Here is a 24530-nt window from a genome sequence, read left to right as displayed (position 1 = left end):
CATCCTTTTTCTCCAGAACAAAGGTCCCAAAGAAAAAGCCTGCATCGGCCTATCACACGCCCGCAAGGATTGTCCTTGTTGCGCATTATATGCCTAGACTTTATCTATCCATGACCTTCCCTGCTTTGGCCGACGAGGTTAGCTGACGGGTAGGATGGCAGAGAAGACATTTCCTCATCCCTCCTGATTACTCAGGATTAACCCCAAAAGATTGGTTCCCCCGCTTCCGAGAATCTCGGAACTAGGCCGTATGTGTTTTGTTGCTTATTTGATCGTGATTTTGATTTGATTATACGCTCGCTTCCAGTTATTGTGAACGTTCGTTTCGCTTCATTTTAAACCGATTACGGCTTTCTTTATGAGGCGGATTGGATTAGCTATCTCACGCTCATTCAATTTCGCCATTTTGCTTAAAAATCTCTGTTTTGCTGTTGTGGTGGGGAGGAAACAGGAGAAAGCGCTCAGCTTCTTGGAACACCTGCTGGGAAGCATGTGGTGCCCGGCTCCGTGAAAAAAAGCGAAACCGCGTCCAAAGTAGTCCATTCAAGATGTGTCTCAGAGGTGGACGCTAAAGGCAGTTTCTCTTTTTTTCACTGCGCCTCGGTAGGTGTGTCCAAAGATCTTCGCTTATTTCTCCTGTTTCCTCTACGAGCTGTTGGGGTACTACATGCTTTTAAAGACTTCTTGAATGATCTTTCAAGATGTAGAAAAAAGCCGCTTGGGAAGAAGCACATTTCCAGTCCTAGCGCCTCTGGAGCCCTACTTAGTGGAGAAATGAATGGCGGGGGTTTTCAGCTTTTACCACATACAAAAACGTTGTAACGTTTTCAATTTTGAAGCGCTCCCGACATTCATTTCGGAGCGGACAGTCAATCCCACAGTAGGGCGTAATCCGAAGCGTAGACTGGAAATGGGCTTCTTCCCCTCCCCTACAGCCACTTTTACCACCACACCAAAAAGCTCCCGCCTCAATGAATCAGGCAGGAGCTTTGCTTTTCAAAGGCACAATGATTAAACGACGTCGTAGCCTTGGTCTTCAATAGCTTCTTTCACTGCATCGAGAGTCAGGTTGCTCTCATTGTAGGAAACATCAACCTTTTTATCAGCCAAGTGCACTTTGCCTTCTGCACCCAGTTCTTTCAATGTGTTCTCGATACGCGCTACGCATTTGTTGCAAGACATACCTTCTACGTTCAATGTGATATTTGCCATGATCAATCTCTCCTTAGATTTTTATAGTGTATGAGTAAGGCGGACAAAGCCGCTTGTTACTGTTGATTACAGCTTTACTCGTTGCAATCTCAGTGCGTTGAGTACGACGGACACAGAACTGAAGGCCATTGCGGCTCCAGCCAGCCATGGAGCGAGGAAGCCGATTGCAGCAATTGGGATGCCCAATGTGTTGTAGGCCAATGCCCAGAACAGGTTCTGCTTGATGTTGCGAATGGTGCGTTTGCTCATCTCGATGGCGTCTGCCACACTGGTCAGTTCGCCGCGCATCAGGGTAATATCGGCTGCTTCCATCGCCACATCTGTACCTGTACCGATTGCCATACCGACGTCAGCGGTAGCGAGTGCGGGAGCATCGTTGATACCATCGCCGACCATCGCGACTTTTTTGCCTTGCTCTTGCAGTTTTTTTACTTCTGCGGCTTTACCTTCAGGCAGGACTTCTGCGATGACGTGATCGATTCCCGCTTCACGGGCAATGGCCTCGGCAGTTTGACGGTTGTCACCCGTCATCATGATCACAGTCAATCCCATCGCTTTCATGCGCTGAACAGCTTGCTTGGAGGTTGGTTTGATCGTATCCGCTACGGCAATCAAGCCAGCAAGCTTTCCTTCGACAACTGCGAGCATCGCCGTTTTGCCGGAGCGCTCCAGTGCCAGCATGGTATCAGACACGGATTGGTAAGAGATTTGATGTTTTTCCAGCAAGCGGCGGGTACCGACGAGTACTTCTTTGCCAGCAACGGTTGCCCGGATACCGAAACCAGGAATGGCTTCAAACGAATCGGTATCAGTCAAGGTGATTCCTTTATCCGCAATACCGCGAACGATGGCTTGAGCCAATGGATGCTCAGAATTTTTCTCAGCGGCACCGACCAAAGAGAGCAGCTCTTGTTCTTCGATATCGATAGCAATGACGTCTGTCAGTTCTGGCTCGCCTTTGGTTACGGTCCCTGTTTTATCGAGGACAATCGTATCCAGATGGTGAGCAGTCTCCAGATGCTCCCCGCCTTTGAACAGGATGCCCAGCTCAGCTGCGCGTCCAGAACCGGCCATGATCGAGGTCGGTGTAGCCAAACCGAGGGCGCATGGGCAAGCGATTACGAGTACAGCAATTGCTTTCTCCAAAGCCTCACCGAAGTTACCAGGTATAACGAAGAAGTACCAGATTAAGAAGGTAAGAATAGCAATTCCTACTACGATTGGGACGAAAATCCCGGAGATGCTGTCAGCTACACGTTGAATCGGTGCTTTTGTTCCTTGTGCTTCTTCCACTACTTTAATAATTTGCGCCAGAGCCGTTTCTTTTCCTACCTTGGTTGCCTGGACTTTCAAGAAGCCGTTTTTGTTCAAGGTGGCGCCGATGACGGTATCGCCTGCGGCTTTATCCACCGGAATACTTTCACCAGTCAGCATGGATTCATCAACTGCGGACTGTCCTTCCATGACGATACCATCGACAGGGACTTTGTCCCCCGGCTTCACGTGAACGACGTCGCCCAGTCTCACTTCTTCTACAGGAATGGTCATTTCGACGCCATCCCGTACGACTACTGCTGTTTTTGCTTGCAAGCCCATCAGCTTGCGGATCGCTTCCGAAGAGCGTCCCTTTGCTTTCATCTCAAACAGTTTACCCAACACGATCAAGGTGATCAGTACCGCACTCGTTTCAAAGTACAGCTCGAGCATATGGCCGCCATGAGCACCGATGGAGTTGATCGCGACCCATAAACTGTAGAAATAAGCAGCCGAGGTACCGAGGGCAACCAGGACATCCATGTTGGCACTCTTGTTGCGAAGGGCTTTGAAAGCTCCGACGTAAAACTGTGCGCCGATGATAAATTGTACCGGTGTTGCCAACGCTAGCTGTACCCACGGATTCATCAAGATTTCAGGCAGCCAAATAAACGAGGTGAAGGAAAAGTGACTCACCATCGACCAGAGCAGCGGGAGCGACAGAATCGCGGAAATCCAAAACTTGCGGGTCTGACGTTTGATTTCTTCCTGGCGATGATCTACTTTTTCTTCTTCTTTTCCCTCTTCCTTACGAGTCGCTTGATAACCCAGCTTCTCTACCTTTTGAATAATGTCAGTCACACTTACCTGTGACGAATCGTACTCGACGGTGGCTGTTTCCATCGCCAGGTTCACGTTTGCCTTCAGAACCCCAGCTGTTTTGTTCAAGCCTTTTTCGATCCGGGTGGAGCAGGCCGCACATGTCATTCCAGAGATGTTTAGCTCCACTTTGTCAGTGACGACGCCGTAGCCGAGCGATTCAATTTTGGAGCGGATGTCGTCGATGTTCGTTTTCGTTGGATCGAACACGACTGTGGATTTTTCCAAAGCCAGATTGACGTTGGCGGTCTCCACTCCGTCCATTTTTCCTAAACCCTTTTCGATGCGCAGTGCACAAGCTGCGCAAGTCATCCCTGATATTGCGACTGTTGCCTCTGCTGTTTTGGCACTCATTCTAATCCCTCCAAATACCCTTGAGGGGTATATTTTATCGTATCGTTTCCCTTACGTTGTTTCCTGTTCACACCCTTACTATACAATACCCCCTAAGGGTATATCAAGTGCTTTTTTCAATTTTTTTCTAAATGGGCTTCAACCAAGAGAAAACAGCCTAGTTGTCCTCTAACCTCAGTGCCGGGACGAAGCCCTGCCACATGTTTTCCAGTCGCCTTTTTCCTCACTTCGTTCGGGCGGTCTCCTTCCAAACATATGGCAGTACTTCTTAACAGCAAAGTGTTCGTTCCCGCTTTTTTTATCGTTTTACAAGTAACGCAGAGAAGCATTGCATCCAAGATAATCTTTTGGGAATCATCTGAGAGGAACTTCTACATAAGAAAGAAATCTTTTTAAGCTTCTTGAAAGGACCTTCAAAATGTTTATATCAACAGCTACGCAGGAAGAAGCGCATTTCCAGTCCTAGCGCCTCTGGAGCCCACCCTAGCGTAGGAATGAATGGCGGGGGGTTTCAGCCTCAACCTCTGCGAATGCATCTTCGAGACTCTACTTTTGAGGCGCTCCCGACATTCATTTTGGAGTGGACAGTCTAATCCCACAGCGGGGCGGAGGCCGAAGCGTAGACGGAAATGCGCTTCTTCCCCTCCACTACAGACACTTTCATAAACAAAAAATGCGTGGTGGTCCTCTTACTTTAGTGCCGGGACGAAGCCCTGCCACATGTTTTCCAGTCGCCTTTTTCCTCACTTCGTTCGGGCGGTCTCCTTCCAAACATATGGCAGTACTTCTTACTAGCAAAGTGTTCGCCATGCTTTTACACCGTTTTGCGGGTTAACACCAGAGAAGCATTACGTTTACGTTAGTCTTTTAGCTTAGTCATTAGAAGGATTCTTTTATATAAGACTGCTTGAACCCACTTTCAAGATGTTAACAACAGCTACGCAGGAAGAAGCGCATTTCCAGTCTAGCGCCTCTGGAGCCCTCCCCAGCGGAGGAATGAATGACGGGGGTTTTCAGCCTCAACCTCTGCAAATACCTCTTCGAAACTCTACTTTGAGGCGCTCCCGACATTTATTCCGGAGCGGACAGTCTTACTCCTTGCAGGGCGTAGGCCGAAGCGTAGACGGAAATGCGCTTCTTCCTCCTCCACTACAGCCACTCAAAAACATGAAAAAAAGCCCCCAGTATAACCGGGAGCAAATTGATCGATCTTTCCTCTCTCTTATTTACCTTGATTCGCTTCTTTCTGATAAGCAGCCGCAATTTTCGCTGCTACCTCAGCATTGTGTTTCACCAGCGCAATATTCGTTGCCAAGCTCTTGCCTTCTGTCAGCTTTTTCACTTTATCGAGCATGAAAGGCGTTACCTGTTTACCTGCAATGTTGTTTTCTTTTGCTTCTGCGAGTGCTTTTTGGATCACAGCCTCGATTTCCTGGTGGTTGAGTGCATCGGATTCTGGTACTGGGTTCGCTATGATCATACCGCCTTTGAGGCCCAGATCCCATTTGGTGTTCATCATCTTACCGACTTCTTCCGGTGTATCGATGCGCATGTCTACGCCAAATCCGCTTTCGCGAGCGAAGAAGGATGGGAATTCTTCCGTGCGGTAGCCAACAACTGGCACACCTTGCGTTTCCAAATATTCGAGTGTGCGGCCGATATCGAGGATCGATTTTGCACCTGCGCATACTACCGCTACATCTGTTTGTGCCAGCTCAGTCAGGTCAGCAGATACGTCCCAAGTGATTTCGCCTTCACGGTGTACCCCGCCGATACCGCCAGTTGCAAACATGTGGATGCCAGCCATCTCAGCTGCGATCATGGTAGCTGCTACTGTAGTCGCACCGATTTTTCCGCTAGCCAAAATGTAAGCGAAGTCGCGACGGCTTACTTTTGCTACATTTTTGTTCGTCGCAAACTCTTCCAGCTCGCTGTCAGTCAAACCGATTTTGATTTTGCCGTCCATGATACCGATCGTAGCTGGTACGGCACCGTTGTCGCGAATGATTTGCTCTACTTCTTTTGCCATCTCAATGTTTTGTGGGTATGGCATACCGTGCGAAATAATGGTCGTCTCCAGAGCAACTACCGGCAGGTTGTTCTCCAGTGCGTGGCGTACTTCCTCAGTAAAGGTCAAATATTGTTTCATCTCTTATCGCTCCTTCTCGAATTGTTCTACGGCCAGTTCCAATTGTTCTGCTTTTAATAGAGGAGATACGGACTGCTCTGTTTGCAATGTCAGAGCTGATGCTGCCAATCCAAGGCGGCACGCTCTCTGGAAAGACTCTCCGTTTACAATGCCATACAAGAGTCCCGACGCGAACGCATCTCCTGCACCCGTTACATCTACTACTTCCGTTGGATACGGAGACATATGCTCCGCAACGTCCTCGGACTGATAGTAAATTCCTTCTTCACCCAAGGTCACGATGACGTGCTTAACGCCTCGTTCCCTGATTTTGCGGCAAGCCTCGGCGCATTCTTCGATCGTCGTGATCTTCATGCCAGCCATCAGCTCGGCTTCTTCGCGATTCGGCAAAATCGCTTCTACTCCGTCCAATTGCTGTGGGAGCTTCTTTGCTTTAATTGAAGAGACCGGGTCAACGAAGAGCAGGATGTTTTCCTCCCGGCAACGTTCGATGATGTAGGCCAAGCAGTCCGCCGGAATGTTTGTATCGATGAAAACCACGTGGGCTGCTGCAATGTGCGACCATTTTTCCGCGAACATCTCTGGTGTGAGAGCATCGTAAATATCCATGTTCGCCAAGGAAACAACCATTTCGCCATCAATATCGAGAAGCGCAGTATACGTTCCCGTCCGCTGTGTAGGCAGTCGCCACACTTGGCTGATGTGCACCCCGTGCTTTTTCGTCTCCTGCAAGAGCCACTCGCCTTCCTTGTCCTCACCAATACTGGTGATGAGTGACGTATTGCAGCCAAGACGTCCGAGGTTCTCCGCGATATTCCGTGCCACCCCTCCACACGATTCCATAATCGTTACTGGATTAGATGAGTGGAGACGCACCTGTTGCTTGCCGCGTGCTTTGCGGTCCAGGTTGGCCCCACCGATACAAGCAATCATTCCTTCATCACGAAGCACATAAGCCCGTCCTTTGATTTCCCCGCGTTTGGTCAACTGCGCGATGTAGCCAGCTACCGCTGAACGTGAGATGCCAATCAGATCAGCCAGCTCCTGTTGTGTGATAAAAGGATTTTGCCGGATATGATGAAGGATCTGCATGTCTTTTTCCACGGTCATCCTCCTTTCTTCTGTTTCGCTTTCACAGCTCGCTTACAAACAAAAGTTTATCACAGGGACATTTGTTTGTACAGGCGTGTTTTTCATTTTATTTATCTCAATTTGACAAATCTGAATGCGAGATGTAGGATTATCTTAAATTAAAGATATCGAAGTTTCGATGAAAAGGAGGGTCCATATGTCTGACAAAACACTGCGAAATGATCCCCTCGATCTTTTTGTAGTATTATCGAGGTCATACAACTGGGTTACCGCTCACTCCAATCGTCACATTCGCCAGCATGGACTTAATCCAACCGAATTCGGGGTTCTAGAGGTATTATTTCATAAAGGTCCTCAACCATTGCAGCAAATTGGCGAAAAAATATTGATCTCCAGCGGAAACATCACGTACGTTGTGGACAAACTCGAAAAGAAGCAACTGCTTATTCGCAAGCCCTGTTCGGCAGACCGCCGTGTCATTTATGCGGAACTCACGGAAAAAGGGCATCAATTTTTGTCTGATATCTTCCCTTCTCATCAACTCTCAATTGAGAAAGCGATGGAAGGTCTCACACCAGAAGAACAGCGACAGGCAATCGAACTGCTAAAAAAGTTGGGACGCACTGCTCAGGCTACTTATTAGATGAGCAGTCCCCTATCTTCACCACAATCGTTTTAAAAAAGTGTTGACAAATGATCTTAAACGTAATAATCTTAAATTCAAGATTTACACATTAAAAGTTAGTGACTTACCAAATGAAAGGGGAATAAAATTTCCATGAGTAAAGTACTTTTTATTAAAGCGAATGATCGCCCAGTTGAGCAGGCTACAAGTGTAAAGTTGTACGAAGCTTTCACCAAAACATACAGAGAAACACATCCAAATGATGAAATCGCAGAATTGGATCTGTTCGCAGCTAACCTCCCTTACTATGGCAATGACCTGCTCACTGCTATGTGGAAAGCAGGAAACGGTATCGAACTGACTGCTGAAGAGCAAAAAGGTGCTGACCTGGTAAACAAATACCTGAACCAATTTGCTGATGCTGACAAAGTAGTAATCGCATTCCCTATGTGGAACTTCACGGTTCCAGCAGTTCTGCACACGTATGTAGACTACCTCTCCCAAGCAGGCAAAACATTCAAATACACTGCTGAAGGTCTAGTTGGTCTGATGGGCGACAAAAAAGTAGCTCTGTTAAGCGCACGCGGTGGCGTATATTCCGAAGGCCCTATGGCTGAAATGGAATTGGCTAACAAATACATGCGCACTGTTCTTGGCTTCTGGGGCATCAGCAATGTAACGGAAGTGATCGTAGAAGGTCACAACCAATTCCAAGACAAAGCAACTGAGCTCGTTGCAGCTGGTGTAGAAAAAGCAGTAAAACTGGCGGAATCCTTCTAAGGCCCGCCAGCCTTTTTGGACAAATATCTTTAATTAAAGATACATTAAATTAAAATAATTAAGGAGAGATGAAAAGTGTTGGATACTGGATTGTTATTGATTCGTTTGGTCATCGGTTTGACGTTTGCAGGTCATGGTGCGCAGAAGCTGTTTGGTTGGTTTGGCGGTTATGGTTTGAAAGGAACAGGCGGCTGGCTGGAGTCCATCGGGGTGAAACCTGGCGTAGCGATGGCCTTTGTAGCAGGATTGGCTGAGCTCGTTGGTGGTCTGATGTTTGCGGCAGGCGTAGGTATCTGGGCAAGCTCTATTTTGCTCGCGTTCACAATGCTGGTTGCCATTCTGAAGGTGCACGGTCAAAATGGATATTGGGTCACACAAAACGGATTCGAATACAACCTGACTTTAATCGCAGTTGTTATTGGTGTGGCGTTGATTGGTCCAGGCGCATACGTTTTGTTTTAATTGGTGACTCCTCACAACCCGTAAGCCAGCAATCGCATTAAGGGAGGAAACATCAGATGGAGATCCGCGTCTATACACAGAACGAGCAAGCAAAAGGACATTTTGGCGACGGTGAAATCGTAGAGAGCAAACCAATTGGCTTCCCACATGAAGGCTCCGTTGTCAAACGGGTAGGACCACTTTTTTACTGGGCATGGGCAAAATCACTGAAGACATTTGAAATTCCGCTGCACCCTCACTCCGGCTTTGAAATTTTGTCGTATGTCCTCACAGGGACAGTCGGACATCGGGACACGCTCGGAAATCTACAAGAGGTGTCGACAGGCGGCGCGCAGATCATGCAAACTGGTTCAGGCGCGTACCATGCAGAAGAGCTTGGCAAGGATACGGAAATGTTTCAAATCTGGTTTGAACCGCATCTCGCGCAAACGACGAAGCAACCTCCGACTTACTATCAGTATGATCATGAGGAGTTTCCGTCTGAGGAAGTAGATGGTGTGCAAGTCAAACACATCATCGGATCGTCTACGCCCATTCAGTTGGTCACGGATTCCTTGATGAGCGATATCACGATTCCCGCTGGAAAAGCGTATGAAAAAGAACTCCCGGCTGGTTACGCTCACGCAGTTGTCGTGGTGGAAGGGAACGGGAGTGTTGTAGAGAAAGCAACTGTCAGCAATAACCCCACCCCAGCAACCAAAGGTGACTTTGTCGTCCTCTCCTCCGAGGAAAGCAGCACAGCCATTTACCATGCATCAACGGATGCTCCGCTTCGACTCGTGTTGATTCAAGTACCGACTGAGGTTGATTACCCACTCTACCGTAAATAGTCTACGATTCCAAATGCTCTTATCCTACCATCAAGCTCGACCGTCACATTTTTGTGACGGTCTTTTTCGTATAAACTCCGCCTCCTCATGAGACATTAACGAGGAAATCGTTAACAATTTTTGGTGCCGATCAGAAAGGACGTTGAACGTGGAAGATATCGTGATGACTCGAGCCATATTCGGGACGACTATGGCCTTTCACATTATTTTTGCGACCTTGGGTGTTGGTCTCCCGCTCATGATCTTGCTGGTAGAGCTTCTCTTTTGGCGGACGCGTGACCGCGATTATGAAATCATGGCCAAGCGCTGGACAAAAGCCCAGGCGATCTTGCTAGGTGTAGCGATCCCTTCTGGAACGATTGCAGGTGTCCAGCTTTCCCTGCTATGGCCCGGGTTCATGGAGATTGTCGGTAAGGTGATCTCGCTGCCTTTTCAGATCGAAATATTCGCTTTCTTCGTGGAAGCCTTATTTATGTCCATCTACGTCTATGCGGCTCATCGCCTTTCCCGCAACATGCGTCTGTTGAGCTTGTTCATGGTTTTGCTTGGTGCGACGGCCTCCGCGATCCTGATTACGAATGTCCATGCTTTCGAAGGCACTCCCACTGGCTTTCGAATGGTCGATGGACAGATCGTCGACGTGGACCCGTGGAAAGCTTTTTTCAATCCCAGCTTTATCGTGACGGCAGGTCATGTAACTGTCTCTGCTTATATGACGGGGGCTTTCATCGTCGCTGGAGTGGCAGCTTGGAAAATGCTGCGCGCCGAAAAAGGCAGTCGCGTTTATTTGTATCATCAAAAAGCACTCTTGGCCGGTTTGATCGTGGGTGGCACCTTTTCCCTTTTAACCGCCTTGAACGGTCATGAATCCGCACAGCTTTTGCATAAATACCAGCCGGAAAAGCTGGCCGCTGCCGAAGGACTTTTTGAAACACAAGCATACGCCCCACTCGCGATTGGCGGCTTTACTGATCCCGAGACGAAAGAAGTCAAATACGCGATCGAAATTCCTTGGGCGCTCAGCTTCCTTGCAGCCAATCGCTTTGACGAGGTTGTTGTCGGTCTGGACGATTTTCCACAGGAGCTGTGGCCCCCGCTCTACGTCCATACGCTGTTTAACGGGATGGTCATCATTGGCAGCTTGTTGATTTTCGTCGGGTTTATCGGCTTCGCTTGGAAAAAGCTGCTGAAACGCTCTCAATTTCCGCGCTGGGTTCTCTGGGTATTTGTCACGAGTGGACCACTCGCCTTGTTGGGCATCGAATTCGGCTGGATTTTTGCCTGCACAGGACGCCAGCCGTGGGTGGTTTATCGTGTAATGAAAACAGTAGATGCCGCTACCCAAGCAGCAGGCATCTCTACACTGTTCTGGATTTTCCTCACGGTGTACGTGTTCTTCGCGATCGTCACCCTGCTCGTATTCCGTAGCTATTTTGGTCGCCACCCTTTGGAGCTCGAACCGCCAGAACAGCCGAAAGTGGACGGAGGAACGCTATGACCGACACGATTATTGCCATAACGCTGCTCTGGATTTTCGTCGTCATCTATTCCGTCGCGGCCTCCTTCGACTTCGGTGCAGGTTTTTGGTCGATGATCTATTTGAATCGGGAAAAAACCAAAGCCACCCAAATCGCCAACCGCTACCTCTCGCCCTCCTGGGAGGTCGTGAACGTCTTTATCGTGTTGATTGTCGTCGCGCTCGTTACCTTTTTTCCTGGCGCGACCTACACATTGGGGAGCCTGCTGCTGGTTCCCGGATGTCTCGTGGTGTTATTGATGCTGATTCGCAGTACGTTTATGGTGTTTTCGCATCTCATTTACAAGTATGACAAGATGCTCAGCATCGTCTCCGGCATTACCGGGATATTGGTGCCGGCTCTGTTAATCAGCGTGCTTCCTGTGACACAGGGCGGATTGTCTCGAACGATAAATGGTGTGGAGTATCTCGATTGGGGACTGTTTTTGACCAGCGCGCACGTCTATTCTTTCATTGGTCTTGCTGTCAGCAGCACACTCTTCCTCTCGTCGCTGCTTCTCGCGGACTACTCTTACGTCGCAGGTGAAAAGCAAGCCTTCTCCGTCTACCGCCGGGATGCGGTGCTTCTGGGTCCAATTACGTTGCTTGCAGCATTGGTTACCGTGCTCACGATGCAACTGGAGGCAAAATGGCTGTATGACCGCATTCTCGACTATTTGCCGTGGCTGATTGCATCGGCGGTCTGTTTTTTCATTAGTTATATATCTCTCTTGCTGCCCCAGGACCGTCGATACTTCGGCATTCATCTTCCGCGGATTGCGGTCATTGTCGCCACAACGCAATACCTGCTCGCCAGCTATGCGTACGGTGCAGCGCGCCTCCCCTACATCGTCTATCCCCATGTGACGATTGAGTCCAGCTTTACACACCCTGATACGTTCCACGCTCTGTTCATTTGTTATTTGGTCGGATTTGCGATTCTCGTACCCGGTTTTATTTATTTCTGGCGTCTGTTCATGAGGGACGAGCAGTATGTACGGCAAAAATAGCATTTTCGCTATACGAAATAGCAAAGAGGCTTCGCCCCATTGCAATGGAAACGAGAAAAACCCGCCAAGGCTTCAACGCCCGAGCGGGTTTGTTTCTCCATTATTCATTCGACTAAACCAATGCTGGCTTTTTCGCAAGCATCGTGCCTTCCTGCGCGTAACGTACGTGCCAGGAGAATGCCTTTTCCAGTACATGTGGGGTGTGCCCGCCACGTGTGAGTGCTTCCTCGTAGTACGCCATCAATTGATCGCGATACATCGGATGCGCACAGTTCTCGATAATTTTGATCGCTCTTTGACGCGGAGCCAAGCCGCGCAGGTCAGCCAAGCCTTGCTCGGTCACGATAATATCTACATCGTGCTCGGTATGATCCACATGAGAGGCAAACGGGACGATGCTCGAGATGTTTCCACCCTTGGCAATCGACTTGGTTACGAAAATGCCCAGACGTGCGTTGCGGGCAAAATCACCAGAACCGCCGATTCCGTTCATCATTCGCGTGCCCGATACATTGGTCGAGTTGACGTTGCCGTAGATGTCCGCTTCAATCGCGGTATTGATCGCAATCAGGCCGAGGCGGCGAATCAACTCTGGATGGTTCGAGATTTCTTGCGGACGCAACAGCAGCTTGTCACGGTATTGGGCGAAGTTGTCGGTGACATGCTTCATCTTGTCAGCCGTCAACGTGATCGAACAGCCTGAGGCAAACGAAATTTTACCTGCATCAAGCAAATCAAACACCGCATCCTGCAAAACTTCCGAGAAGACAGTCAGATCCGTGAACTCCGAATCCAAAAACCCGTTGAAAACCGCATTGGCTACCGATCCGATTCCCGATTGCAAGGGTGCGAGATTGTTCGGCAAACGTCCCTCTTTTACCTCCTGACGCAAAAACTCGATGAGATGCGCGGCAATCTGTGCCGTTTCTTCATCCGGCTCCACAATCGTCGAGGGAGAATCCAACTGATTCGTCAAAACAATCCCTTTTACTTTATTCGGGTCGACCGGAATCCCTGCTGTGCCCATTCGCTGATCCACAGACGTGAGTGGAATCGGTTCACGCTCTCCCTGCATAGCTGGTGTGTAAATATCATGAATGCCTTCCAGCTCCACCGATTGAGCCATGTTCAGCTCAATGATGACATGCTTGGCATTTTCCACAAAAATATTGGAGTTCCCCACGGACGTAGCCGGAATGATCATGCCCTCTTCGGTAATTGCAACCGCTTCCACAATCGCGTAATCGATAGCGTCTATCGCTCCCTGACGAATCGCTTCCGCTGTATGGGACAAATGCTGGTCGACGAACATCATGCTGCCATCGTTGATTTTTTTGCGCATGACCGGATCTGCTTGAAAAGGCAATCGCTTGTTGATGATCCCCGCTTCCGCCATCACGGCATCCACATCGGAACCGAGTGAAGCTCCTGTATATACATTTACGCCAAAAGGCTTGTTCTCTTTTTTCGTCAGCTCAGCCAATGCGAGCGGCACGACCTTGGCATCACCAGCACGCGTGAAACCACTTAACCCGATCGTCATGCCATCCTCAATCCATCCTGCTGCTACCTCAGCCGTCACGATTTTATCTGCCAGTCGTTTATCGCGTAAGCGCTCCCACATCATTGTGACCTCCCATGCCATCTTTGTTGCCTTTACACTAGCATATGGAATCTGAGCGGGCACTCGATTTTCAACAAAACAGAATATTTACGCGGCTATTAAGAAAAAACGACAGCGAACCATTCTCATTTATCAGATATTTTAGAAGCCAAGCAATTGCCGAAACGAGCTGGCGTACGACTGGCTCACGGGAACTCTCGTCTTTTGCTTGTCCTTCATCTCCAACAAAAACGTAGAATGAAAATGTGGATGAATAAAGCCGATCGATTCCATATTGACGAAATAAGACCGATGACAGCGCACAAATCGCTCTTGCGGGAGAAGATACGTAAGCTCTGCCATGTTGTATTTGTTCGCATACGATCCACTAGCCGTATGCAGAATCGTTTTCCCGTCATGAGAGCTGATATAGACGATCTCCGTTAACGGAATGGGTAGCCAGCCGTCCTCCCCTTTTCCGATCAAAAACGACAGACGCTGCTCTGGATTTGTGAGCGGAACGTTTTGAGGCGGATAGATAGCGGTAATACAGCCCATGATCTGACCATTGCGCACTAATGGAAGCGAGAGTCCATAGTACGGCACGCCAAAAATACGACTCTCCACCTGATGCCCCACTTTTCCCATTTCCATGAGCGCTTGATGTGTAGCCGAGCCTATGGGAACGAGATCCCCTGGCGTAATTTTCAAATCAATATTGGAACTCGGCTGATAGTACAAATATTGTGCGCCGTCTGAGATCGCAATCGATACCCCGTCTGGCACGACTTCCCCAATCATTTGCAGCACCTCTGGAACCAATCTGTCCTCCATGCTGATTCCTCCTGCTCCTGTTATTGCTTTTCTATCTTCTCTACCTTCTATTAAAACACATTTCCCTGCCCGCAAATCAATCCTTGTCTTTCCTCTGCATACAAGCGAATCCATCCGATGACAGCCAGGCATTGTGCTATCATGAGATTACAAAACATTCACGATTGTTTGAGCAAAGGCGGTGCAGCATGGACCACACCATTGTCTTGATTGCAAAAGGAACGGACACTCTCGAATTTTTGTTGAAAGAACTACGGGCTTATTTCGAGCCGTATTGCAAAGTTATCGGTTATGCCAGCCATGAGCACATTCCCGATTTAAGCGGAGTTGATCATGTCTTTATCACGACCAAATCCCCGGAGCTGTACACAGTCGCCCGTCAAGCTGTCGCTGACTCCGTACCCATCACGGTTTTAAACCGTTTTTTCGAGCTGCGCAAAATGAAAGCGCTGATGCAGATCCCCCCGGGGACGACCGTCCCTGTTATGAACAATTCGCCCGTTTCCGCACAGGAAGTCATCCAAAATTTATTAGAGGCGAACGTCGATCATTTGAATTACGTTCCCTTTCACCCGGGTTGTACATTTGATGATCTCGAATTTCAATACGCCATCATTATGAGCGTTCCTGACGTACCTCTTCCTCCTCATGTGGAGGTGATCGATCTCGGTTTTCGCAAAATCAGCATTCATGACCTGATTGATACCGGTCGCAAGGTAGGCGTGCCCAGTGAATGGGAGCGCGAGTACTTGTCTGCCTTCATCGTAGAAATGTCTGAGCTCGCGAAAATGCTCGGCACCTCCTACGCAGAAGTACAGAAGCTACACAGCCAGCTGCAATCTACCTTTCAGGCAGTCAAAGACCCTGTGATCGCTTGTAACGAAGAAGGTCTGATCACGTTTATAAACGATGTCGCCGTTGAGTTGTTTTGTCCACATGCATCCTCTATTGTCGGACAACCGTACACGGTGTTGAAGGAGCACAGCTTGCTGCAACCCTTTTTTGAGCAGGAAGATCAGGAGGACGCCCTCGTATCCATTAATCACAAGCAATTTATCGTCAGCAGTCAAAGCATCCGCCGCAGTCATGAGCATCTAGGCTTCGTTTGTACGCTAAAAGACGTGACCGAAATCCAACGCTTGCGAACAACCCTTACCTTGCGCGGTCATACAGCCACCTACTCCTTTTCCGATATCAAAGGACAAAGCCAACCATTGCTCCAAGTCATCGAGCTCGGCAAAAAGATGGCAAAAAACAATCAAACGATCCTGTTGACAGGCGAAAACGGTACGGGAAAAGAGCTATTCGCCCACGCCATTCATCAGCACTCGCTACGCAAAAACGGCCCCTTTGTCGCGATCAACTGTGCCTCCTTGCCGGAAAACCTGCTGGAGAGCGAGCTGTTCGGCTACGAAGACGGTGCCTTTACAGGTGCACGAAAAGGCGGAAAGCCCGGATTGTTTGAGCAAGCGGACGGTGGGACGATTTTTCTCGATGAGGTTGGGGACATCTCTGGGGCTATTCAAGTCAAGCTGCTTCGTGTGCTTCAAGAAAAGCAGGTCATCCGCGTAGGCGGCACGGGCATTCTCTCTGTGGATTGCCGCATCATCGCTGCTACCAATCGCGATTTGGAAGACGCTGTTTCCCAAGGTAGCTTTCGCGAGGATCTGTTCTATCGTCTGGCTGTCCTGCCGATCCAGATTCCTGCATTGCGCGAGCGAACCAGTGATATTCCCCTTCTCATCGATGAGCATCTGGAGCAGCAAGGCATTCGCAAAACATGGTCGTCAGAAGTAATGGAGCTATTCTATCGCCATGACTGGCGGGGGAACATTCGCGAACTGAAAAATGTCGTCGACTATGCCATTACGGTAAGTGAGCACCTTGTCATCGGCATTCAGGATCTCCCCAAGCGATTGACGGATAGCTTGTTTCAAAAGCAGCAGACGGCTTCTGTCCCCAAATTGGACGACAACCGCGACCTGGATATTTTGTATTGCTTGCATCATTATTACGTATCGAACAAACCAGTCGGGCGCTACCAATTGGCGCACTCCCCTGAACTACAATCCGTAGGCTGGACAGAGAGCGCATTGCGCCACAAGCTAAAACTGCTAGAACAGCAAGGATTCGTACGTTCAGGTACGACCCGACAAGGAACCTCCATCACCCCCGCGGGTATCGAGTTGCTGCGAAAACACGGGCGGATTTAGTTTCCGCCCAATGAATAATAGGTTGCATTAGGCTGAATAAAACCTAATAAATATTCCTAAAGCTCATTGTATTCCTTTACCTTACCTATGAAAATCCACTGAAAACGCTTATATTCGGGAAATTTCGACACTTGGCACGACCCTTGCTTGTCATAAACAAAAAAAGCGAGGTGACCTCATGTCTACACATCCATTGAAACCTGCAAAGAAACGTTTTTCTGTGCCGCATACGTATGCCATCCTCTTTATCATCATCATTTTGGCAGCTCTAGCTTCCTACGTGCTCCCGGCCGGTGAGTTCGACCGAGTCAAGGACGCTGCCTCAGGCAAAACCATCGTCGTCAACGGCAGCTACCACCCTGTAGAAAGTGATCCGGTCTCGTTCTTCGACATGTTCAAAGCGATTCCAGAAGGGATGCAAAAAGGCGCGCAAATCATTTTCTACATCTTTATTGTAAGCGGTGTATTCGGAATCATCCGCCAGACCGGAGCGATTGAAGCCGGGATCAATAAAGGTGTCCGACACCTAGAGGGTCGGGAAAAGCTGCTCATTCCAGCTTCCATGTTCCTCTTTTCCATCGGTGGCTTCACCATGGGTATGGCAGAAGAAAGCATCATTTTCGTTCCAATCGGTATCGCACTGGCACGTGCAATGGGCTTCGATGCCGTAACAGGTACGGCCATGATCACTATGGGGGCAGCAGCCGGCTTCATGGGCGGGATGATCAATCCATTCACAGTTGGGGTAGCGCAGTCGCTCGCGCAATTGCCGCTCTTCTCTGGACTTATCTTCCGTGCTGTTGTGTATGTCTTCGTGCTCGCTTTTGCTATCTGGTACGTCATGCGCTATGCGTATCGCGTCAAAGCAGATCCGACCAAGAGTGTGCTTTATGGCGTAGAGAATCACGCGAGTCAAGAACAGGCAACAGTAGACATCCCGGACCTGAATACGCGTCACAAGCTCGTGTTCCTGGTAATGGTCTGTGGCCTCGCCTTCAACGTATACGGTGTTTTCAAGTACGAATGGTTCCTGACAGAGCTTACCGCTTCCTTCCTGATCATGGGGCTAGTTGCTGGTCTCGTCGGAGGTTTGTCGGTCAATACGCTGTTTGATTCCTTCGTCGCTGGTGCAAGGGCTGTTACGTTTGGCGCGCTGATCGTCGGTTTTGCCCGCGCTATCACTGTCGTCTTGGAAGACGGAAAAATTATCGATACCATGATTAACAGCCTGACTTCGTCGATTGGTCATTTGCCAGATGCCGTAAACGTCATCGCCATGTTTGTGATTCAAGCCTTTCTCAATCTCTTCATTTCTTCCGGTAGTGGACAGGCAGCCACAACTATGCCCATCATGGTGCCAATTGCGGACTTGCTCGGCATCCAACGTCAGATAGCGGTTCTTGCCTTCCAATACGGTGATGCGGTAACCAACTCCATTATCCCGACTTCTTCTGCGTTGATGGGCTATCTGGCTGTTGCAGGCATTCCGTATGAGAAATGGGTCAAATTCATTTGGAAGCTGCTAGCAGGTTGGGCCGTGATCGCCTCGATCGCGCTCATTGTAGCCGTGACAATCGGCGTTTCTTAACAAATAAGCTTCTCACATGGAGGAACCATGCGCACAACGATCAAACAATTGCAGCCCGCCATTTTTTCTCTATACGAGCATTTACACCAGCATCCAGAGATAAGCTGGGAGGAAGTCCAGACCACCTCATTCATTGCTGACATCTTGAAAAAACACAATTGCCACGTCACTACCTTTGACGACGTGACGGGAGTTGTTGGTGAATGGGGCGATCTGTCACCTGGAAAATTGACTGTAGGCGTACGGGCAGATATGGACGCACTCTGGCAAGAAGTGAATGGCGTCTTTACCGCGAACCATTCCTGCGGACACGATGCGCATATGACCATGGCAGTAGGCGTCCTCATGGTCTTGCAAGCAATGGACGTCCAGCTACCTGGGCGCCTGAAGCTCATTTTCCAACCAGCGGAAGAAAGCGGAAATGGCGCGCTTGCTATGGTGAACAAGAAAGTCGTGGACGATATTGATTTTCTGTACGGCGTACACCTTCGTCCGATTCAGGAAATCCCGCGCGGCACAGCTGCTTCTGCCATCCTGCACGGAGCAGCGGGTACGATATTCGGGCAAATCAAGGGTGCCGATGCTCATGGCGCACGGCCACACCTCGGAGTCAACGCTATCGAGGTAGCCGCTGCGATTGTCGAGCAGTTAAAAGGCATTCACCTCGATCCGCTCGTCCCTTATTCCGTCAAAATGACGCAGCTTGCAGCCGGCAGCAAAAGCAGCAATATCATTCCGGGCTCAGCGCAGTTCCACTTGGACCTGCGGGCACAGACGAATGAAGTCATTCACGCCTTATTTGCCCGTGTCGAGCACATTTTGCAACACGTTTCCCGTCTCTATGAAGTTGAGCTGTCTTACGAGATCACCGAACGCGTCTATGCAGCCGAAGTGAACGAAGAAGCGAGACTGATCATGGCGGATGCCATTACCCAAGCCTTGGGAGCTGAGAAGCTCGAACCGCCGATCCAGACACCTGGCGCGGAGGACTTCCACTACTACACCAAGGAACGACCACAGCTTCGCGCGACCATGCTTGGTTTAGGCTGTGGCCTGACACCAGGACTTCATCATCCGCAGATGACTTTTGAAAAAGAAGCACTGCTAGACGGCATCGAGATTTTGGCAAGAACGGTACTGAAAACGTTTGAGCGACAATCCATATGAACGGTTGAGGAGAGATGAACATGAAAATCGAACGCGTGGACCTGCAACGAATCAAAATTCCGTTGAATTCCCCTTTTGAGACGAGCATGGGAGTCGAGACCCACAAGGAATGCATTTTGGTGCGTGCGTATAGCGGTGCCCATGTCGGCTTCGGCGAAAGCGTCGCGATGGACGTCCCTGTTTACAACGAGGAAGATGTCGATACGGTCTGGTACATGCTCGAAAAGTATTTGATCCCGCAGCTGTTTTCACGGGAGATCGAGCATCCTGATGACGTATCCCGCCTCTTCTCCTGGATGCGCCGCAATCACATGGCCAAAGCCGCTTTGGAAGGTGCCGTCTGGGATTTGTACGCCAAAATGAACGGCCTCTCCCTCTCCCAAGCATTGGGCGGAACTCGTACGACGATTGACGTCGGCGTGAGTATCGGAATCGAGCCGACCATCGAAAAACTGCTGCAACGCGTAGAAGGCTTCATCCGTGACGGCTACAAAAAGATCAAAGTAAAAATCAAGCCGGGCTTTGACGTCGAGCCAATGCGTGCGATCCGCAACACATTTGGACCAGATGTTCCGCTGATGGCGGACGCAAACTCTGCGTACACACTGGCGGACATGGAAATGCTGAAGGCTTTGGATGGCTTCGGTCTGATCATGATTGAACAGCCCTTGGCCCATGACGACATCATCGACCATGCGACCTTGCAAAGGGAACTAAAAACGCCAATCTGCCTCGACGAAAGTATCCATACAGTAGAAGATGCCCGCAAAGCAATCGAGCTCGGCAGTTGCCGGATTATCAACATCAAGATCGGTCGCGTAGGTGGTCTGACTGACGCCAAGAAGATTCATGACCTGTGTGCAACACGCGGCGTACCTGTATGGTGCGGAGGAATGCTAGAGGCAGGGATTGGACGCGCGCATAACATCGCGATGGCCTCGCTTAGCAACTTCACGATTGCCGGCGATACATCCCCTTCCAATCGCTACTTTGCTGAGGATATCGTGACACCTGTCATCGATTTTGCAGCACCTGGCATGCTGGCTGTACCGACAACTCTAGGAATCGGTTTCGACATCAACGAGTCTGCTATTCGTAATGCCCTGATCGAGCATAAAAGCTACTATGCCAATCGGGAGTCTACTACGACTGTCATTCCGACCTGGTAGACGACACTCCTTCGAAGTGAAAAAAGAACAGAGAGTGCCCATTGGCCTCCCTGTTCTTTTATTTATGTGATTTGATTAATCCGTAATAGTCAAAAGCTTGCACAAATTACGCTCAGCATGAGCTCTCTTCTCTGGCGGAAACCGCTTTAGCAGATCCAGTGCAGCATACGGAAGCTTCAATGCATGAGGATCGCTGTATGTTCTTTCCCAGTATAGCGGTGAAAAAATTTCCTCGAACGCTGGCTCCTTCACCTCATCCTCCAAAGTAAACTCAGGAACATGGCGATTCAAATAGATTTGAAGACGATGATTTTCGATACCTGGCTTCACAATATCCTCATACCCGAATCTCTCCAAATCCGTCAACGCATGAGCCTGTGTGATGTTATGGACGACCTCGCTCGCCAAATGATAGCGTACTCCGTTAATATCACGTGGCGGTATCACCAAATGCAGTTCGTTAAACGCCCGCTCTGCCATCTCTGCGGTTGTATCGTAAGGCGCAACTTCGTCTTTGACATCGTCAATGGTCATTCCATGGTAATTCTCGATGCCCCAATAACGGTCTTTCCTGTCTTCTGTCGTCGCTTGGAGAATCTTGACCAGGCCATTCACCACAGTCGGAGTGATCATATCAGGGCGTTCGCGCAGTGCTTTTAATGCCAACACACCCAGTGCCAGTCCATGCCCCGAGGTCCGAAGCTGCTTCACATTTTGCTGGAGGCCATTGATTACATGCTGTAACAAGGAGGGGTCAGCTTGCTCGTCTTGATCTAGTGGAACAAACCAATCAGGTTTTTGCTTGCGGAAGGACTCGCATGTCCGCTCAATACCCTCTTTTACATGTTCAGGGAGATCGTGCTCACGATCCATGAAGTACCCTGCCAATAAGGCTGCCCCATAATGACCATCAAACCATCCTGCTACAGCTGCACGTGCCATTCCCGTAATGCCAAGCTCCAAGTAAGAATCAAGTAAACGCATATAACTTCCTCCTTTTTCCATTTATGTACCCATAATATAACATACATTTTTGTTTGTAAAGTATGATATTCGAGTTTTTCGCACATATAAAAAGACCCCGTATATCCGGAGCCCTTTATCTACTAGCTATCATTTTCCTTGCTTAATCCAGCTTGAATTCTACTTCGTCTGTTTCCGGCCGATAATCGACAATCAACCCTTTTCCATTCATATACCACAGCTCATCTTTTTCCATATAAAATGTGATGCCATCCTCTACTGTCGAAATGCCGATTTCATTCGGCAACTCTTTCGCTATCCCCATCGAGAATGAATCCTGAACCGTACTAACGCCTCCATACCGGACAAAAAAACGAATGCTGTCTCCTTCTTTGCATCCCCATTCTTCCCGAAACCATGCTACCGCTGCTTTTGTGATCGTCATGTTCATTAGTACGCCACTCCTCTCTTCTCTTATAGTTTACCTCAATTTCGAGATATTTGAAACATAAAAGTATGTTAAATGGATTTGCTCCCCCATTTGAAAAAAGAACCGATTCCCTACGGCTGGGAAAACGGTTCTTTCCATTTGTCTAAGGCTTTATTGGAAGTGTTACCAAAAAACTCGTTCCGATACCGACCTCACTGCTGACCTGAATTTTTCCGTGGTGCGCATCCACGATCCATTTGGCAATGGAAAGCCCCAAGCCTGTCCCTTCTGTCGCTCGGGAGCGCATTTTATCCACCCGAAAGAAGCGATCAAATAAATACGGAATATCGTCTTTGGAAATCCCGATCCCACTGTCTTTTACAAGAATCGAGACGCGACTGCCTTCCTTTTTGCAAGCAACATAAATCCGGCCGTCCTTGTTCGTGTACTTCAAGGCATTGTCCAGCAAGATGACCATAAGCTGGTGCAGGCGTTCTTGGTCCCCCACCATCTCAATGGGTTGCTGGATGTCTGTTTCAAGACGAATTTCCCGTGCGATGGCAAGTTGTGCAAAAACTTGGGTGCATTTCATCGCTACTTCGTCTAAGCGCAGCGTTTGATTCATGATCTGCAGCTCGTTAGAATCACTGCGCGCCAGCGTGAGCAAATCCGAGACGAGCTTGCTCAAGCGCTTGGCTTCCTGCATCCCAATCATGATTTTTTCGCTTTCCTGCTCAATCGTATGATCCGGGTGTCTGAAAAGCCTCTCCAGATTGACCCTGATGGCTGTCAGCGGCGTCCTCAGCTCATGAGAAGCATCGGCAATAAACTGCTGCTGCTTTTCCCACGAGACTTGAATCGGGATTAATGCCTTTCGCGCCAAAAACCACCCAGCCACGATGGCAATGACAATACTAATAATGTCGCCGATCACCACTACATACAATAGGCTGTCCAGCATGTTTTGCTCAGGTGCCAGATTATAAATCAGTTGAAACTGGTACGCGGTCTGTATCCGATTGCCTACCACGACCTTTTTCGGAACCGTAACGGTCTGCACGCGATAGACTTGTCCATTCACTGTTTTCGTTTCGATCCCGTCTGCTTTTCCGTTATGCTGGAATTCTGCATATTCCTTTGGCTCCAGTCGTTCACCAAATGCAGTCCCGATGACACGCCCAAAGCTATCCCAGACGAGTAAAACATATCGGCGATCCAGATCGTTAAACTTTTTTCTCTCCTGACGGTTGTATGGAAAAGGGTCGTCATTTATTCGATGGAGACGGGGCAAAGAATCTACCGCCAGCCTTTGACTGACTTTGGTCATTTCTTGATCCACCTGCGAATAGAGACGGTACTTCATCGTGTAGTAGACTGCGCTCCCCAACCCGTTCAACAAGAGAAGCACGACTACTACGTTTAACGTTACGAGTCGAATCCTCGTTTTTTGAAACATCATTTGTCTTCCTTTTTCAAAATGTAGCCCACATTGCGGATCGTTCGGATGAAGCCTTCATAAGCACCCAGCTTCTTGCGCAGGTAGTGGACATACAAATCAACCACTCCGTAATTCGCTTCTGAATCAATTCCCCATACGCGGTCAAAGATTTGTTGGCGCGTCAATATTTGCTCCCGATTTTGCAGGAAGTACTTAAGCAGTTCGTACTCCTTCGTCGTTAACTTCATCGGCTCATCATCAACAAAACCATCATATTCATTTATCTTCAGCGATAGAGGACCATACGCCAGCTCGCCTTCTGTGTTATGTTTCCCTTGTCGGCGCAAGAGGGCTCTCACTCTCGCCGTTAGTTCTTCAGCCGCAAAAGGCTTGACCAAATAATCGTCTGCTCCGGCATCCAATCCCTCGACTCTCGACTCTACGCTATCTTTTGCCGTTAAAAACAAAACCGGCGTCATTATACCTTTTGCACGCAACGTTCTCACCAGTGAAAGACCATCCATTCCTGGCATCATAATGTCCAGGACCAACAAATCGTAGATGCCGCGTTCCGCCAATAACAAGCCGTCATCTCCGCGCTCTGCCGTATCCACCTGATATCCTTCATCGGTCAGGACTCCTGCAATTGTCTGAAGCAGCGCTTTTTCATCCTCCACTGCAAGAATAAGCATATTGATCCCTCTTTCATTTGAAAAAGCTGTATGTCATTCAGCATAGCATAATCGACTGGAATCACAATAATGACCACGCTCGCCGATCTCGGCTGTGCACACGCTCCTCTTATTAGAACATGAATTTTTTTGAATCAGATTTGTCGGTACTGGCGGAAATACAAAAAAAGCTGCATTCTCCATTACTTTTACAAGTAATCGGGAATACAGCTTTTCGCCTCATTCCTTCAAAACTGAATACGCATGATCAATTGCTAAGGATTTGTGGAT

General features: G+C 49.0%; 20 protein-coding genes and 1 riboswitch. Of the genes, 10 read left to right on the top strand and 10 right to left on the bottom strand.

From position 1 onward, the window contains the following. Positions 1-111 precede the first annotated feature (111 nt). Positions 112-258, bottom strand: a riboswitch (cyclic di-AMP (ydaO/yuaA leader). Positions 259-1011: 753 nt separating this feature from the next. The 4 genes from C7R93_RS27500 to C7R93_RS27485 form a co-directional block, all read right to left on the bottom strand. Beyond that, on the bottom strand, positions 1012-1212 hold the full coding sequence (locus C7R93_RS27500) for a copper ion binding protein (protein ID WP_106841774.1): 201 nt from the start codon (positions 1210-1212) through the stop codon (positions 1012-1014). A gap of 66 nt (positions 1213-1278) precedes the next feature. Then, entirely contained in the window at positions 1279-3699 is a 2421-nt protein-coding gene (locus tag C7R93_RS27495) for a heavy metal translocating P-type ATPase (RefSeq protein ID WP_106841773.1), read from the bottom strand. Positions 3700-4921: 1222 nt separating this feature from the next. Further along, a complete protein-coding gene (locus C7R93_RS27490) occupies positions 4922-5848 on the bottom strand; it encodes a pseudouridine-5'-phosphate glycosidase (protein WP_106841772.1) in 927 nt (308 codons plus the stop codon). 3 nt (positions 5849-5851) lie between these two features. Continuing rightward, the gene (locus C7R93_RS27485) at positions 5852-6952 is read right to left on the bottom strand and encodes a carbohydrate kinase (protein WP_106841771.1); all 1101 of its coding nucleotides are present in this window, start codon (positions 6950-6952) and stop codon (positions 5852-5854) included. Between the two features lie 184 nt (positions 6953-7136). Here C7R93_RS27485 and C7R93_RS27480 point away from each other — a divergent pair, with 184 nt between their 5' ends. The 6 genes from C7R93_RS27480 (at position 7137) to C7R93_RS27455 (ending at position 12163) form a co-directional block, all read left to right on the top strand. Next, on the top strand, positions 7137-7583 hold the full coding sequence (locus C7R93_RS27480) for a MarR family winged helix-turn-helix transcriptional regulator (RefSeq protein WP_106841770.1): 447 nt from the start codon (positions 7137-7139) through the stop codon (positions 7581-7583). A gap of 135 nt (positions 7584-7718) precedes the next feature. Then, positions 7719-8345 (top strand): FMN-dependent NADH-azoreductase, encoded by a 627-nt coding sequence (locus C7R93_RS27475; protein WP_106841769.1) that lies wholly within the window; start codon positions 7719-7721, stop codon positions 8343-8345. A gap of 75 nt (positions 8346-8420) precedes the next feature. Further along, positions 8421-8807, top strand: coding sequence for a DoxX family protein (locus tag C7R93_RS27470; protein WP_106841768.1), 387 nt, complete (start codon positions 8421-8423; stop codon positions 8805-8807). Between the two features lie 56 nt (positions 8808-8863). Beyond that, positions 8864-9637: a pirin family protein gene (locus tag C7R93_RS27465; protein WP_106841767.1), complete on the top strand. Its 774-nt coding sequence runs from the start codon at positions 8864-8866 to the stop codon at positions 9635-9637. 163 nt (positions 9638-9800) lie between these two features. Then, a complete protein-coding gene (locus C7R93_RS27460; RefSeq protein ID WP_106841766.1) occupies positions 9801-11135 on the top strand; it encodes a cytochrome ubiquinol oxidase subunit I in 1335 nt (444 codons plus the stop codon). Beyond that, positions 11132-12163, top strand: coding sequence for a cytochrome d ubiquinol oxidase subunit II (locus C7R93_RS27455; protein WP_106841765.1), 1032 nt, complete (start codon positions 11132-11134; stop codon positions 12161-12163). The genes C7R93_RS27460 and C7R93_RS27455 overlap by 4 nt, the downstream gene beginning before the upstream one ends. Positions 12164-12275: 112 nt before the next feature. On the opposite strand, the gene C7R93_RS27450 is transcribed toward C7R93_RS27455, so the two are convergent. Continuing rightward, positions 12276-13787: an acetyl-CoA hydrolase/transferase family protein gene (locus tag C7R93_RS27450; protein ID WP_106841764.1), complete on the bottom strand. Its 1512-nt coding sequence runs from the start codon at positions 13785-13787 to the stop codon at positions 12276-12278. A gap of 141 nt (positions 13788-13928) precedes the next feature. After that, entirely contained in the window at positions 13929-14600 is a 672-nt protein-coding gene (locus tag C7R93_RS27445; RefSeq protein ID WP_106841763.1) for a LytTR family DNA-binding domain-containing protein, read from the bottom strand. 188 nt (positions 14601-14788) lie between these two features. Between C7R93_RS27445 and C7R93_RS27440 the strand changes: the two genes are divergently transcribed. The 4 genes from C7R93_RS27440 to menC all read left to right on the top strand — a co-directional run bounded on the left by C7R93_RS27440 (position 14789) and on the right by menC (position 20737). Then, complete coding sequence (locus C7R93_RS27440) at positions 14789-16813, top strand: sigma 54-interacting transcriptional regulator (RefSeq protein ID WP_106841762.1); 2025 nt, start codon at positions 14789-14791, stop codon at positions 16811-16813. Between the two features lie 178 nt (positions 16814-16991). Further along, on the top strand, positions 16992-18401 hold the full coding sequence (locus C7R93_RS27435) for a YfcC family protein (protein WP_106841761.1): 1410 nt from the start codon (positions 16992-16994) through the stop codon (positions 18399-18401). Positions 18402-18428: 27 nt separating this feature from the next. Continuing rightward, entirely contained in the window at positions 18429-19568 is a 1140-nt protein-coding gene (locus C7R93_RS27430; protein WP_106841760.1) for a M20 peptidase aminoacylase family protein, read from the top strand. Positions 19569-19588: 20 nt separating this feature from the next. Then, complete coding sequence (gene menC, locus C7R93_RS27425) at positions 19589-20737, top strand: o-succinylbenzoate synthase (protein ID WP_106841759.1); 1149 nt, start codon at positions 19589-19591, stop codon at positions 20735-20737. A 75-nt stretch (positions 20738-20812) separates the two neighbouring features. Here menC and C7R93_RS27420 read toward each other — a convergent pair whose 3' ends face one another. The 4 genes from C7R93_RS27420 to C7R93_RS27405 form a co-directional block, all read right to left on the bottom strand. Continuing rightward, entirely contained in the window at positions 20813-21721 is a 909-nt protein-coding gene (locus tag C7R93_RS27420) for a hypothetical protein (protein WP_106841758.1), read from the bottom strand. A 142-nt stretch (positions 21722-21863) separates the two neighbouring features. Next, on the bottom strand, positions 21864-22151 hold the full coding sequence (locus C7R93_RS27415; RefSeq protein ID WP_106841757.1) for a HesB/YadR/YfhF family protein: 288 nt from the start codon (positions 22149-22151) through the stop codon (positions 21864-21866). A gap of 142 nt (positions 22152-22293) precedes the next feature. Continuing rightward, positions 22294-23589 carry a sensor histidine kinase gene (locus C7R93_RS27410; RefSeq protein ID WP_106841756.1) on the bottom strand — a complete coding sequence of 432 codons (1296 nt, stop codon included), beginning with the start codon at positions 23587-23589 and terminating at the stop codon, positions 22294-22296. Next, positions 23586-24260, bottom strand: coding sequence for a response regulator transcription factor (locus C7R93_RS27405; RefSeq protein WP_106841755.1), 675 nt, complete (start codon positions 24258-24260; stop codon positions 23586-23588). The genes C7R93_RS27410 and C7R93_RS27405 overlap by 4 nt, the downstream gene beginning before the upstream one ends. Between the last annotated feature and the right edge of the window lie 270 nt (positions 24261-24530).

The sequence above is a fragment of the Brevibacillus fortis genome (assembly GCF_003013395.1).
Lineage (GTDB): Bacteria > Bacillota > Bacilli > Brevibacillales > Brevibacillaceae > Brevibacillus > Brevibacillus fortis.
This window is presented reverse-complemented; position numbering and strand designations above follow the sequence as displayed.

Bases quoted from the DNA above. Each gene is read 5' to 3' on its own strand.
- C7R93_RS27500 (WP_106841774.1), bottom strand. From the start codon at position 1,212: ATGGCAAATATCACATTGAACGTAGAAGGTATGTCTTGCAACAAATGC.
- C7R93_RS27495 (WP_106841773.1), bottom strand. From the start codon at position 3,699: ATGAGTGCCAAAACAGCAGAGGCAACAGTCGCAATATCAGGGATGACT.
- C7R93_RS27490 (WP_106841772.1), bottom strand. From the start codon at position 5,848: ATGAAACAATATTTGACCTTTACTGAGGAAGTACGCCACGCACTGGAG.
- C7R93_RS27480 (WP_106841770.1), top strand. From the start codon at position 7,137: ATGTCTGACAAAACACTGCGAAATGATCCCCTCGATCTTTTTGTAGTA.
- C7R93_RS27475 (WP_106841769.1), top strand. From the start codon at position 7,719: ATGAGTAAAGTACTTTTTATTAAAGCGAATGATCGCCCAGTTGAGCAG.
- C7R93_RS27465 (WP_106841767.1), top strand. From the start codon at position 8,864: ATGGAGATCCGCGTCTATACACAGAACGAGCAAGCAAAAGGACATTTT.
- C7R93_RS27460 (WP_106841766.1), top strand. From the start codon at position 9,801: ATGACTCGAGCCATATTCGGGACGACTATGGCCTTTCACATTATTTTT.
- C7R93_RS27455 (WP_106841765.1), top strand. From the start codon at position 11,132: ATGACCGACACGATTATTGCCATAACGCTGCTCTGGATTTTCGTCGTC.
- C7R93_RS27450 (WP_106841764.1), bottom strand. From the start codon at position 13,787: ATGTGGGAGCGCTTACGCGATAAACGACTGGCAGATAAAATCGTGACG.
- C7R93_RS27445 (WP_106841763.1), bottom strand. From the start codon at position 14,600: ATGGAGGACAGATTGGTTCCAGAGGTGCTGCAAATGATTGGGGAAGTC.
- C7R93_RS27440 (WP_106841762.1), top strand. From the start codon at position 14,789: ATGGACCACACCATTGTCTTGATTGCAAAAGGAACGGACACTCTCGAA.
- C7R93_RS27435 (WP_106841761.1), top strand. From the start codon at position 16,992: ATGTCTACACATCCATTGAAACCTGCAAAGAAACGTTTTTCTGTGCCG.
- C7R93_RS27430 (WP_106841760.1), top strand. From the start codon at position 18,429: ATGCGCACAACGATCAAACAATTGCAGCCCGCCATTTTTTCTCTATAC.
- menC (WP_106841759.1), top strand. From the start codon at position 19,589: ATGAAAATCGAACGCGTGGACCTGCAACGAATCAAAATTCCGTTGAAT.
- C7R93_RS27420 (WP_106841758.1), bottom strand. From the start codon at position 21,721: ATGCGTTTACTTGATTCTTACTTGGAGCTTGGCATTACGGGAATGGCA.
- C7R93_RS27415 (WP_106841757.1), bottom strand. From the start codon at position 22,151: ATGAACATGACGATCACAAAAGCAGCGGTAGCATGGTTTCGGGAAGAA.
- C7R93_RS27410 (WP_106841756.1), bottom strand. From the start codon at position 23,589: ATGATGTTTCAAAAAACGAGGATTCGACTCGTAACGTTAAACGTAGTA.
- C7R93_RS27405 (WP_106841755.1), bottom strand. From the start codon at position 24,260: ATGCTTATTCTTGCAGTGGAGGATGAAAAAGCGCTGCTTCAGACAATT.